Source organism: Coprococcus phoceensis (genome assembly GCF_900104635.1).
In the GTDB taxonomy this organism is placed as follows: Bacteria; Bacillota; Clostridia; order Lachnospirales; family Lachnospiraceae; genus Faecalimonas; species Faecalimonas phoceensis.
Map to the genome: position 1 here is coordinate 2085877 of NZ_FNWC01000007.1, position 14186 is coordinate 2100062.

Sequence of the window (14186 nt, forward strand, 5' to 3'; positions counted from 1 at the left end):
TAATGTCAATTGGGGACGTAGTAAAATTCAATTTTACTACGTCCCCAATCAGTCAACTACCGTCTCTTTCTCATTGCAACTACCAGTGCGAATGCAGCTAGCATTACGGCACCTGTTGCTGCTACAGGAGCGGCATCTCTTGTCTTCGGTGAATTCTCATCTGCTTTACTTGCAGATGTTCCGCCATTACTGTTTCCTTGATTGTCTTTTTCATCATTCGAAGCAACTTTCAAGCCCTTCATTGCTGTCTTCAGTTCTTTTTCTGCATTTTTTACATCAGTCTCTGTTGCATTCTCGTCTGCAAACACTGCTTTCGCATTTGCGATTGCTGTTCTTAAGACTACCCCGGATTCTTCTGTATATTTTTCAAAATCTGTCTTTTCTGCTTCTTTGATCAAATCATCTAACTTATCTTTATCCGGAATTAGTCTTAATCCAAAGATTGCATTCTGCAATGCATTGTATGCTGCATCGACTTCTTCCTGAGTTGCATCTTTATTTGCGAGAATCTCTCTTGCATAATCCAATGCGCCCTTGAATATTTCTCCTGTCTCAGGAGTGTATTCTTTCAATTTGTCTTCATACTTCTTAGATTTTTCTACCAGTGTCTGAAGTTTTGACTTATCTACCGGAACCTTGACAAGCTGATCCATCGCCTTATGCAATGCCTCTCTCGCTGCATCGATTTCCTCCTGCAATGCATTTGTATCTGCAAGTACAGCTTCTGCTTTTGTCAATGCATCTTCAAACACTGCCCATGATTTTTCTGTGTAAAGTTTCTCATTCAAGCCTTTTGCTGCGTCCACCAATACTTTTAATGACTCACTGTTTCCGGTGAAGTCAAGATAGTGAACCATCTGAAGCAGTTTGTCATAAGCTACATTCACTTCTTCCTGAGTTGCATCTGCTTTTCCGTAGATTGTCTCTGCCTCTGCCAAAGCCTTCTCAAATCTTTCCTTCACTACCGGAACCAAATATTTGTATTCCTCTTTGCTCTGCTGTGCTTTTGCATAGTTGATCAAATCTTCCAAATCTGCTTTCTCAATTGTTTCCTCTTTTGTCAGAGCTTCCTCTGCCGCAAGTAATTTTGTCAACATCTCATCTACTGTATTCTGAGTTGCTTCCTGTTCTTCCAAAACAGCCTCTGCTTCTTTTAATGCATCTTTCAACACTTTTACGCTTTCCTCTGTGTAGCCGTCCAGCTGCAATTTGCTGATGCGGTCCACAGCTTCTTGAAGTGCTGTGAAGTCTGCACGTTTCTGCACAGAATCCAGTGCATCCTGAAGCGCTTTTGCAGCTGCGTCAATCTGACTCTGTGTTACACTTGTCTCATCTTTTTCAAAATCTGCAACTACCTTTTCTGCTGCTGCTTTCGCTGCCTGAACTCTCTCCCATGAAGATGGAGTAACCTCTTCTTCTTTGATCTCTGCTGCTTTCGCAATCGCCTCTTTCAAAGTAGTGATATCTGCTTTTTTCACAAGTTTATTTTGTGCATCTAACAGTGCGATCTTCGCATTGTTGACTTCTTCCTGAGTAGATTCTTCCTTTTCAAGAACTGCTTTTGCTGCATTTAATGCTGTCTCGAATACTTCGTAAGAGTCCTTCGTGTAAGAATCTTTGTTTTCAACGATTTCTTTTGCGCCATCAACGACTGCTTTCAAATCACCAATGAATACAAGCTGACCTTTCGCATCTCTCAATGCATCATAAGCGTTCTTTACTTCCTCTTTTGTAGGCGCATCTTTCTGTAATACGTCCTCTGCTGCACCTAGTGCTGTCTGCATTTCTGTCCAGCCTTTTCCAAAGTAATCTGCTTCTTTCATGTCTTTACATTCATTGATCAGATTCTGTAAATTCAGCTTATCTGCTTCTGTTGCCGAATCGTCTTCTTTGACATCAAAGTCAAGCCAGAGTACAACATTTTCTGCATTCGGATCAGTTGCTTCATTCAACTGTTCTGCTGTCAATGCCTGATTAAATACCCGTACCTGCTCAAATGTGAGTTCAGATTTTCTTCCCTCTTTCTGTGGCTCGTAACCTACAGAGAATGTATTCTCACTCTTCTGAACAGATTTTTCTCCTGCTTTTTCCGTCACTGCATCATCTACATATACTTTCAATGTTTTACCATCATAAGATACGGATAATGTGTGCCATTTATCAAAGAAATCACTCGGAAGCTGTCCTGTCGTTGCCTGCAGCCATGAACTTCCATCACTGATAAATGCATCAATATGAATATCCTTTCTGTTCTTATCGTAGTAGATACGGTAAGCAAAACTGTTGTCACCCATACTTGCAATCATATTATGTTTTTCGTGCGGGTTATCTTTGTCCCATACACCTGTGTCAGTAGATTTTACGGATGCTGGAACATAAACTCTCGATGATACAGTAAACGCATTTTTGCCTGAGATAGCATCGTTTACCACTTTATTTTCATCATCTACAGAGAAGTATCCCTTCAAAGCACCCACTTCTCCCGATTCACCTTCTGTAAACTGTGCTGTGTCCGGAAGAACTGTGTCCAGTTTATTCTTGCTTGAATCAAAGATTATCTGGTCTTCCTGCTCAGGTTTTGCTGTGACAGTAATCTGAGCCTCTGCCATCAATTCTTCTTCTCCATTTACATTTTCTGCCTTCAGTACATATTCGCCTGCCTGTGCTTCTTCTGAAACTACTACTGTTGCCTTCGTGTAATCTTTCGCACTGTATTGTACTTTAACCCCATCTGCATCAAATCCGTCTGCATCTAAAACAGACCATCTTACGCTTGTCACTTTTGCATCTGCATTGTCCGGTACAAGTGTAAATTCTTTTTCATTTCCAACTTCAATTGCTGCTTTTGCCGGATCAATTTCTACCTGATAAATATTTTCTTTATCGTGGAATTGAATGTTTTCCATGTCAAGCCACAATGCCACTGCCTCATCTGTCGGTTGAACTGCTAACTGCTCGCTGTTTTGAGCTTTCACTTCCTCTGCTGAAAGCGCTCTGTTGTAAACATGAAGAGATGTAAAGTCAGCAGCTGAAGATCTTCCTGTCGACGGACATGCACCGATTGTAAGATTGTAATCAGAATGTGCCACACCCTCATTTGTGTTAGTTGCTGTTTCTTTCTTTAATTCTCCATCAGCATAGAACTGAATTTTATGTGCTTCATGGTCATATACACCGATTACCTGATGTTCTTTTCCGAGCCAGTCTGCTCTTTCATTTTCCGGAATTGCGTATTCAATACTTCTCCAGCTTCCGCCTGCATAAATATGGAAATCTAAGCTCTCTGTTCCGCGGATACGAAGTGCAAATGCATTATCGCCTTTACCTGTGAACATATTGTAGTCGCGGCTTCCTGTAGGTGTCACATTCACTTCTACGGAGAATGATGCATCTCCCTCAAAAACAGGATCCAGAACATCGTTAAATGGAACTGCGAGTTTTCCATTCATAACGACGGTCTCTCCATTCTTTTTGAATTTCGCTGAAGACTCATATGGAACTTCCAGAGCATTGTTGCTCTCATCCTGAATATAAGTTTCTTTGTTTTCTAAGGCTTTGACTGCCTCCACATATTCCTTTACTAATTTGCTTCTGTCTTTATCTTTGTTTACGATTGCAGCCTGCGCTTCTGTCATCGCATTCACATCAGCCTGTAATTCCTCTACTTCCTCTAACTGGTCATAGCTGTATGCAACGAAGGAATCAATTTTTTCAATCAATTCTGCTGCATACTCTTTGTCATAGTCTTCACGGTTAAATGAAGAAACCTGATGATAAGGTTTTGCCATCTCTGTCAATGCCTGCGCATCTGCATCTGCTTTTGCCGGAATCATTGTGAATTCCCACTCGTAAACTCGGCTGGATGGCAGCTGATACTGAGTAAGAGGTCCAGGACCACATGTAGCTCCACCTGTTCCGAGTGAACCATAGTTCACACTCAAGATCGTCTCTTTTCTTGGCGTTAATCCATATACATGATCTACCGCATTGATGTCATCCGGTGTAAAGTGAAGCGCACTTGCTTCTACTGTATCTTTCGCAGAAACTAAAAGTGCATTTTCCCCATTATCTACAGAGATCCATTTTACATATGTTAAGTTTCCAGAATCATCTACTTTCAAATATGGGAAGAAGAATTCAGATACCGTATTTTCCCAAACACCTTGTCTTCCATTTGTCTTTCTGTCGTTGAATGTTTCAACAGGTCCATTTCCGTACCATGTTACATTCTCGTAGCCTTCCGGAAGTGTCATCATAGAACCAACACGAAGGAAATTGCCCATTCCGCTCTTTGTTGCATCCACAGACATCTTCACAGTTACTTCTCCGTTTCCGTTTACTGTGTAAACGATGGTCTCTTTCGTATTTCCTGCTGTAGGGAATACTAAATTCGCTGTAATCACCTGCTGACCTGCTTCATTCTCAACTACTGTAATCTCTTCAACGTTTATTGTTTTTGCCGCATTTGCCCAATTCCAGTCAAACGCAGTCTTATCGTTTTCTACCGTGCCTCTCCAGAAGTTCGGAGCCGGTCCTTCCTCCACAAGCATATCACCGTTATATGTATAGTTTTTCAATGTACCTGTTGCTTTTTCAATTGCAAAACTAAAATTATTTCCTGTCACATTCCAAGCTGCATCATCCTCTGCAACTGTCACTTTTTCTTCACTGATCACAGGGGCAGCCTGCTCTACTGTCACCGGAACAGAAATCTGTGACCAGGACATTTCAGCTCCTGCCTTCGCCCATTCTGTATCTTCTTTTAAAGTTACAGAAATGTTCAAATGATATTCATTTCCTGCATCAATTGTCTCAGGCATTGTAAATGGTACTGATATTTTTCCTGTAGACTGCGGAGCAACATCAACATCTTCCACTTTGCCTTCCTGAATAACAAGACCATTTTCTAACAATGACCATGATACATCATACTCATTCAGATTCTTAAAATTATTTTCATTATACACATTTACCTGGCGTACATCTAAATCTGCAACATCTGCACTGAACCAGAAATTCTGATATTGGTATTTTACTTCTGCCAGTTCCGGTTGTGGTGTACGGTCAGGACTTACAATACCATTCTGACAGAAACTGTCATCGTTTGGAGAGTCTCCCCAGTCACCGCCGTATCCATAGAATTTTCCTTTGATTTCCTCTGAATACAGGTTTGTATGAGCCTCTTCTGTTGCGTAATAATCCCATCCTGTAACCTGTGCTGTCTCATGCTCATCCGCATAATCCATCCAAAGCAGTACACTGCTGTCATCCGTTGCGATATCTGGAACTGCTTTTCTCTGTCCGTTAATTTCCTCTGCACTTAACGCTTTATTGTAAATACGTGCAATTGAAATTTCTCCGTCCACTTTTCGTCCTTTTTCCGCATCATATCCGATACCAACCGGTCTGCTGCTTGAAGCAATACTATCTTGCACCGTATTTTCTGAAAGTTTTTCTCCATCTACATAAATCTTTAAATTACCTTTGTCATATACACCGACTACTTGATGCCATTTACCTGTCCAATCCTCTGGGAATCCACAGGATGTACTCTTCCAGCTTCCGTTGTTATACGCGAAGAATTCCAATCCACTTCCACTGCTCTGTGTCTTCAATGCAACCTGTGTATCTCCTTTGGAAAGAAGTACACTGTTCTGTGATGTAGATGCCGGTTTTACCATTACCTCAAACGTAAATTCTTTTCCAGTTCCTGAAAGCGCCGCATTATATTTCTCATTGTCTTCCATAACAGTGTAGCCTGAGAATGATTTACCGCCATTCAGACTTTCTTTTCCTGCATCGTTCTTCCAGTCTTCTTCGTATCCAACTGCCTCTCCGCTCACACCTGTTTTGTCTGTCATCTTATAAGTAGAACCAAGATCATTCAAATCGACCGCTCTCGCCTGGTCTACCCAGTCCCAGATAAATCCGCCGAGCATATTCTCAGAACTTCTCACTGCATCCCAGTACTCTTTCAAGTTTCCAATTGAGTTTCCCATACCATGAACATACTCACACATTACATATGGAATTTTCCCTTCTCCTGCTCTTCCCTGAACGGTACCTACACTTGGATACATGTTACTTCCCATGTCTACACCCATACTGTCCGTCTGACCTTCACTGTGTACCGGTCTTGTAGGGTCATTGTCTTTGAAGTACCAGATCATATCACGGAACAAACCGTTTGAATGGTTCGCATCTGAAGTATAAACCATCTCATTTCCGATAGACCAGATTACGATCGCCGGATTATTTTTTAACCGCTCATACGCTGTCTCTGTTCGATCCATGCCAAGCTCATAGAATAATCCCATCGCATTGCTGTTTCCCATGATCGCATGACTTTCCATGTTTGTCTCGCCCATCATATACAAGCCGTATGAGTTACACAGCCAGTAAAGATAATCATCATTGCTGTAGTGAGACGTACGAATTGCATTTAAGTTATTCTGCTTCATCAATGTGACATCTTCAAGTATTGTATCCTGTGGAACCGCTTTTCCATAGAATGGGTCAGTGTCGTGACGGTTTGCACCTTTTAAAAGCAGTCTCTCGCCATTAATCTTAACTGGCTCCCATTCTTTTGTCGTCACTCTGTAATTGCTATCCACCTCTGTAGATGTGAATTCAATTTCACGGAAACCAAGCTGAGCTGAAAGTGTCTCCACTTCCTTTCCAGAAGGGTCTTTTAACGTGAGAATTAACGCATACAGATTTGGATTCTCAGCTGACCACAATTTGGGATTCTTCACTTTTTGATTTATCTCTACCGTTCCTGTCTCCGTCGATGCGACCTCAGAAACCGGAACATTGACTCCGCCTAAAATATCATTTCCGGCTTGATCAAGCGCTTTTACATCAATGCTGTATCCGTCTTGAGCCGCTGATGATAAATTTCGCACATCCACTGATAATTTCAAATTTGCAGCAGTATAGTCTGAATTCAAATCTGTCCGAACTGTGTAATCGTGAATCTGAACAAGCGGTGCACTTGTCAGATAGACATCACGAAAAATACCGCCGTCATAAATCATATCCTGATCTTCAAACCATGTTCCGTCACAGAACTTATGCACTTTCACGGCAAGAAGGTTTTCCCCCTCCTGAAGATAGTCCGTAATATCAAAGCGATGTGGACTGTAACTGTCCTCGCTGTATCCGACTTCTTTTCCATTTACGTACACATAATATGCAGATTCCACCCCCTGGAAGTTCACATATACTCTCCGGTTATCTTCCAACATTTTATCATCTACATTAAATGTTTTCCGATACAGACCAACCGGATTGTAATTTGTCGGCGCATTTGGCACAGACACATTCTGATCATATTTTGACTGCCATGGCATCTGTACGTTCGTATAGATAGAAAAGTCAAAATCGTCCCTTGTCCAGCTCTTAGGCAATTGAACAGTCTTCCATCCGTCTGCCTCGTCTTTCTGGAATTCTTTCGTCATGAATCCGTTTGCTCCCATAAATTTCTGAGCCTGTTCCTGATTTTGCACGACAGTTAAATCCCAGTCTTCTCTGTCTCCTGTGAGAAGTTTAAAATATTCCGATCCTTCTCTGGCATTATAATCCCAAACCGCCGCCGATGCAGAGGCAATATCCTGATATGGAATCAATGTTGTCGTTGCATCCTCACGATTAATTCCAAATACGTCCTCTCCAGTTACTTTTTTGCCCTCTACATCTGTGTAGTCCGTTCCTGTCCACTCTTTGTGTGTGAACTTCGTCTTATCCACATCTGCCCTAATAGATTTTGCCGGCGATAGTTTGTCGGCTGCATACATGGTCAGACTGTTTGCCGGGAGCATCGTTCCGCTCAAGGCTGCCGTTAACACAATTGCAATAATTCTTCGTCTCTTTTGCATTCCCTTCTCCTCCTTTTCAGCAATTCAACCAACAATTATTTTGCTTCAAGTTTTATTATATCGCTTTTGTATATTATTTCAAATAATATTTTGTTTTTTTGTTCTTTTTGCACAAATATTTTTTTCTAATCACATAAAAGAACAAATAAAAAACCGCAGTGGAAACACGTTCTACTGCAGCTTTTGTTTCGATTTAGTGATGGAACAGTCTGATTCCTGTAAACGCCATCGCCATATTATATTTGTCACATGTGCTGATTACATTGTCGTCACGAACGGATCCTCCCGGCTGCGCAATATATTTCACACCGCTTTTGTGAGCACGTTCGATATTATCTCCAAACGGGAAGAACGCATCTGAGCCTAATGCTACATCTTCCAGCTTATCTAACCATGCACGTTTTTCTTCTCTTGTAAATACCGGCGGTTTTACTTTGAAGATATTCTGCCATGTTCCTTCTGCAAGTACATCTTCATATTCATCTCCGATATATAAGTCAATTGAATTGTCTCTGTCTGCTCTTCCGATGCTGTCTACGAACTGAAGTCCCAGTACCTGTGGAGACTGACGAAGCCACCAGTTATCTGCTTTTTGTCCAGCAAGACGTGTACAGTGGATACGTGACTGCTGTCCGGCACCGATACCAATTGCCTGGCCATCTTTTGCATAGCATACAGAATTTGACTGTGTATATTTTAATGTAATTAAAGCAATGGCAAGGTCAATTTTTGCCTGTTCTGTAATTTCTTTATTCTCTGTCACGACATTCGATAATAATTCATCATCAATCACAAGCTCATTTCTTCCCTGCTCAAATGTAATTCCGAACACTTCTTTATGTTCGATTGGAGCCGGCTCGTAATTTGGATCGATCTCAATGATCGCATAATTTCCTTTTTTCTTCTGTTTTAAAAGTTCTAACGCTTCCGGTTCATACCCCGGTGCGATGACACCGTCTGATACCTCGCGTTTAATTAATTTTGCGGTTGCAACATCACACACATCTGACAGAGAAATAAAATCTCCGAAAGAAGACATTCTGTCCGCACCTCTTGCTCTTGCGTATGCACACGCAAGTGGTGAAAGTTCTCCCATGTCGTCTACCCAATAGATTTTTGCCAATGTCTCATCTAATGGAAGTCCAACGGCTGCTCCTGCAGGTGATACGTGTTTGAAAGAAGTTGCTGCCGGAAGTCCGGTTGCCCTCTTCAATTCTCTCACTAACTGCCAGCCGTTAAATGCATCTAAAAAGTTGATGTATCCCGGTTTTCCGCACAATACTTTGATTGGAAGTTCTCCGTTTTCCATATAGATCTTAGATGGTTTCTGATTTGGGTTACATCCGTATTTTAATTCTAATTCTTTCATCTGTCTCGCTCCTACTTATTCTTGTTTACAATCTTTGTCTCATAGTTTCCTGTTGCAATATCAATATAACGCACAAATAACGAAACTTTGTTGTCTTCATTCAGACTGTTCCAAAGCATCTCCGTAAATGCCTCCATATCGTCTAAAATCCCAACTAATTTTGGCTCACCTTCAAAACTTGGAAGCGGATTGCCATCGCATTTATATGTATGAATAAAATGTCCTTCTCCTGCTACCGGATTCTCATATGCAAATGTATAACGGTTGCATGCATCCGGATTCCCATTATTGCTTTTCAAAATGGACATTGCATAATTGTATGTTCCATTTTCAATGTGCATAATTCCGGAAATACGAGGTGTATAGTTCGGTGCATCCGGCTCAAATTCTCTGCTTCTGAGAGACTGCTCAAACGTCAGCTGCTTGTCCATTCCCTCGTAGATAGTATCCGTCTGGTCACCGTTTGTCACAATTGTCTTATTTCCCAACACTCTTACCGGCGCATAAATAATCAAGCTTGGATCTGTTAATTTGGAAGGATCAAATGCCTGCGTGCGGATTCCTTCTCCCTCCTCTACGAATACACGATTTCTACTGTTCTCACTTCTTCCCATAATGAAGTATGCAGTCACTGCTTTCTTTCCGTCCGGCGTCTTTCCAATAATAATTCCACGCCCCGGATAAGCATTTCCCTGTAGCTCTTTTTCGATTGATAACATTTCCATGAACATTCTCCTTTTATCTTGTGATAATCGTTTCTCAACTTCTTCTTTTTTATTATAGCTTATAACTTCTTCTTATTGTATTACAATTTACTAATAAGTTCTTATAATGTTTATTAATATCAAACCTCTTTTTCACTCCAAAAAAATCTTCCACTAAATGGTGCCAATACAATCTCTCCGTCCCGAATCACTTCTATTTTCTTCTCTGTACTTCCGCCGTAAATATGCCAGTCACTGTTCATGCATTCCTCAAGTATTCGGTTTTCCGCCTCTTCTATGACACATTCCTGCTCTTCATCTGAAAAATTAAACACTGCCACAAGCGTCTTCTCTCCTTTTCCCCGCTCGTAAGCATACACAGACTGCTCCGTCGCATCATCCACAAGCCAACGAAACATCTCTCTGTCATACTCATCTTTATAAAGCTGTTCCTCCTGACAATACAACTCATTCAACTTCCGAATATAGTGATAAAATCCATCGTGCATCGGAAATTTCAGTAACTCCCAATCCTGCTGCCGCTTTTCATCCCACTCTCGGAACTGTGCAATCTCATTTCCCATGAAATTCAACTTTTTCCCCGGATGGGTCATCATATACAAATAAAATGCACGGCACTGGCTGAATTTATCTTCATAATCTCCCCACATCTTCTGTATAATTGTCGCTTTTCCATGGACAACTTCATCGTGCGACAGTGCAAGAAGATAAAGTTCATTGTAAAAATAATCCATTGAAAATTTTAATTTGTAATAATGCTCCGGTCGTTCTTTTGGCGGAGTTTTAAAATAATTCAACGTATCGTTCATCCAGCCAAGATCCCATTTATAATCGAATCCCAGTCCATCGTATTCTACAGGAGCCGTCACTTTCAAAAACGTTGTCGAATCTTCTGCAATGAGCATCGCAGTCGGATGCAGTTTTTGCAATCCTGCATTCATATTTTTCATAAATGTAAGCGCACAAGGATTCACGCCCCGATCCGGCTCTCCCTGCCAGTAAATCGCACGGCTGATTGCATCCATTCGTATTCCGTCAAAATGATACTCTTTCAGCCAGTAATTTGCGGCAGACTGCAAAAAGCAGCAGACTTCCCGTCTGGAATAATCAAAATTTCTTGTTCCCCACTCACTGTCTGTCACATCACTTTGCACATACTCATACAACTCTGTTCCATCATATTTTGCCAGTCCATAATAATCCGTCGCAAAATGAATCGGAACAAAATCCATAATCACGCCGATTCCCGCCTGATGACATTTATCCACCAGCTCCATCAAATCTCTTGCAGTTCCATAACGTGATGTAGGACTGAAATATCCTGTATTCTGATACCCCCATGAACAGTCTGCCGGATGTTCGCTGAGCGGAAGAAATTCCAGATGTGTATACCCATTCTCTTTCGCATGTGCAATCAATTTATCTGCAATCTCATGATAGCGATACCAGCCATTTTCATCTTTCTCATTTGTTCTCCATGAACCGAGATGCACTTCATAAATATTAAGCGGTCTGTTATAATTTTTGTCTCTGTTTTTCATCCACACTTCATCGTGAAATCTGTATTCCGACAAATCCACAATATAAGAAGCGCTGTTCGGTCGAAGTTCCATACCGAAACCATACGGATCACAATGTTCTACTCTCCACCCTTCTTTCGTATAAATCACATATTTATACATCATCCCGACTTTTGCCCACTCACATTTCAGTTCATAAACTCCGCTTTTTTCAAGCGGAATCATTTCCTCTTCCGTCCATTGATTAAATTCTCCAAACACCGTAACTTTAGACGCCCCCGGTGCGTAAGTCCGAAACATCACTCCGTCTTTTTCTTCATGTGCTCCAAAATATTCATATGCGTCAAATGCCTGACCCTCATAAAATTCCTGAAGTTTCATACTAATTCTCCTTCAATACAATCTCATCTATTTTTTCTAACTCTTCCTTCGTAAACGCTGCACTTTCAAGCACTTTTAAATTCTCCAAAATCTGTTCTGGTTTCGATGCACCAATCAGAACACTTGTCACATCCTCATCTTTTCGCACCCATTTCAGCGCCATCTGTGCAAGACTTTCTCCGCGCTCTTTTGCAATTTCATTCAATTGCTGAATTTTCTGCATCTTCGCTTGCACTGTCTTCTCCTGTAAAAATCTTCCATCGGTACGGATTCTGCTGTCCTGTGGAATCCCATTCAGATAGCGGTCTGTCAGCATTCCCTGTGCCAGCGGGCTAAATGCGATGATTCCTTTTCCCTCTTCTCGCGCTGCCGCTTTCAATCCATTTTCCTCAATCGTACGGTCAAAAATAGAGTATCTGTTTTGATTAATTACAAACGGACAATTCAAATCTTTCAAAATCGCACATGCCTTTTTCATCGTCTCCCCATCGTAATTAGATATTCCCGCATACAAAGCTTTTCCACTCTTAACAGCGGTGTCAAGCGCTCCCATCGACTCTTCAAGCGGCGTCTCAGGATCCATACGGTGATGGTAAAAAATATCGACATACTCAAGCCCCATTCTCTTTAGGCTCTGATCCAGACTTGCCAGCATATATTTGCGGCTTCCAAAGTCGCCATAAGGCCCGTCCCACATCAAATACCCTGCCTTCGTGCTGATGATCATTTCATCTCGATGCGCTTTCATCTCCTTCTTCAAAATACGCCCGAAATTTTTCTCTGCACTTCCCGGTTCCGGTCCGTAATTGTTTGCCAGATCAAAATGTGTGATTCCGTTGTCAAATGCCGTAAAACACATCTGTTTCATCGTTTCAAAATTTCCGGTATCTCCAAAATTATGCCACAGACCGAGCGAAACCTCTGGAAGTTTCAACCCACTCTTACCACATCGATTATAATTCATCGTTTCATATCTGTTTTTCTCTGCCTGATACATCTGAATCACCTGTTTCCCTTTCTCTGTAAAATGTCCAAAATTGTTTTCTCAGTTCCTATCATTCCCGGCGAGGCAATCTCTCCCATATTCCGCATTGTCTCCTCTGGTGTATTTCCGATAATTCCATGCACATCGTCAATATAGACGCCGTCCATCGCAAGCTCCGCCGATTGATATGCCGCATCTACAGCCGCAATCCCTTTCATCGTGCACCCTTGATTTCCGCCATCGCAGATCATTCCCGTAATACTTCCTGCCATATTATTAATCGTATGTTCCATCATCTCTACGGTTCCTCCACGCAGATACACAAGTGCGCAAGCCATTCCGGTCCCCGCCGCAATGGCACAGCCACAAAATGCAGACAGTTTTCCGGAATATTCTTTGATATACATACAGATCAAATAACTCAATGCGGTCGCCCGCAGAAGCTGTTCTTTTGAATATCCATTTACTTTATAGGCTGCATACAGCGGCATCGTCGCAATAATTCCATGCGCTCCCGACCCTGTAATACTCATCGCCGGTTTATCCAAACCAATCACTCTCGCCTCAATCGCCGCATTACAAAGAAGTGACGCTGTCTTTTTTTCCTCTCCAGAAAAAACCATTCCTCCATTTTTTCTTAACAAAGATTTTGCAAATGTCGTTCTTTCACTGGTCATCCCCGCTTCAAACAGCTCCAAATTCACACGATATGCCTCCCATATAAATTCCAGTTCCGACACATCTGCAATATCTGCATACTCGCATAGCTGCCGAAATGTATACCTGTGAATTTGCGGTTTTTCTTCTGCCTCTCCACCTTTTGTTTTCTCTTTTGAGTTAGCAAAACGCACTTCTCCATTTACTACAATTCCAGTAATATTCGTGTGTGTATCTTCAATTGTCACAACTGCCTGATCAAGCTTTGTCTTTACTTCCACTTCTATAAATATTCTACTAGAAATATCCTGAAGTATAACCTGCACTTTTCCCTGTTTCACAAGTTTTTCTGCTCTTTCTGCGTCCTTTTGCTTTACATCTGAAAGCGATTCCAATCCCAATTCTTCATTTCCAGCAATTGCTCCGAGTGCCGCTGCAAACTCGCTCCCAACTTCTCTACTGTTTGGAATTCCACATGTAAATGCATTCTTATACATGCCGCTATTCAACTTCACCGTGACAGATATAACTTCGCCGCTTGTATAACTTCTCGCCTTCGCAGCTGCAAATGCAATCGCCCCCGGTTCTGTCACTCCGAGTGCGGGTCTCATATCTGACCGAATCAGCCTTGTAAGTTCTTCCACAAGACTCCCTCCTTAAATATACATATAT

At 41.6% G+C, this 14186-nt stretch carries 6 protein-coding genes; all 6 read right to left on the reverse strand.

The window, feature by feature from the left end; all coding sequences use genetic code 11:
• Positions 1-56: 56 nt before the first annotated feature.
• The gene (locus BQ5364_RS18525; RefSeq protein WP_071144471.1) at positions 57-7877 is read right to left on the reverse strand and encodes a glycoside hydrolase family 2 TIM barrel-domain containing protein; all 7821 of its coding nucleotides are present in this window, start codon (positions 7875-7877) and stop codon (positions 57-59) included.
• 193 nt (positions 7878-8070) lie between these two features.
• The gene (locus tag BQ5364_RS13725; RefSeq protein ID WP_004614901.1) at positions 8071-9246 is read right to left on the reverse strand and encodes a phosphoribosylaminoimidazolecarboxamide formyltransferase; all 1176 of its coding nucleotides are present in this window, start codon (positions 9244-9246) and stop codon (positions 8071-8073) included.
• Positions 9247-9257: 11 nt separating this feature from the next.
• Complete coding sequence (locus BQ5364_RS13730; protein ID WP_022251029.1) at positions 9258-9971, reverse strand: IMP cyclohydrolase; 714 nt, start codon at positions 9969-9971, stop codon at positions 9258-9260.
• A gap of 119 nt (positions 9972-10090) precedes the next feature.
• Positions 10091-11872: a 1,4-alpha-glucan branching protein GlgB gene (gene glgB / locus BQ5364_RS13735; RefSeq protein ID WP_071144472.1), complete on the reverse strand. Its 1782-nt coding sequence runs from the start codon at positions 11870-11872 to the stop codon at positions 10091-10093.
• Between the two features lies 1 nt (position 11873).
• Positions 11874-12869: an aldo/keto reductase gene (locus BQ5364_RS13740; RefSeq protein WP_044988346.1), complete on the reverse strand. Its 996-nt coding sequence runs from the start codon at positions 12867-12869 to the stop codon at positions 11874-11876.
• Positions 12870-12874: 5 nt separating this feature from the next.
• A complete protein-coding gene (locus tag BQ5364_RS13745; RefSeq protein ID WP_071144473.1) occupies positions 12875-14158 on the reverse strand; it encodes an L-cysteine desulfidase family protein in 1284 nt (427 codons plus the stop codon).
• Positions 14159-14186: the final 28 nt, after the last annotated feature.

Bases quoted from the DNA above. Each gene is read 5' to 3' on its own strand.
- BQ5364_RS18525 (WP_071144471.1), bottom strand. From the start codon at position 7,877: ATGCAAAAGAGACGAAGAATTATTGCAATTGTGTTAACGGCAGCCTTG.
- BQ5364_RS13725 (WP_004614901.1), bottom strand. From the start codon at position 9,246: ATGAAAGAATTAGAATTAAAATACGGATGTAACCCAAATCAGAAACCA.
- BQ5364_RS13730 (WP_022251029.1), bottom strand. From the start codon at position 9,971: ATGGAAATGTTATCAATCGAAAAAGAGCTACAGGGAAATGCTTATCCG.
- glgB (WP_071144472.1), bottom strand. From the start codon at position 11,872: ATGAAACTTCAGGAATTTTATGAGGGTCAGGCATTTGACGCATATGAA.
- BQ5364_RS13740 (WP_044988346.1), bottom strand. From the start codon at position 12,869: ATGTATCAGGCAGAGAAAAACAGATATGAAACGATGAATTATAATCGA.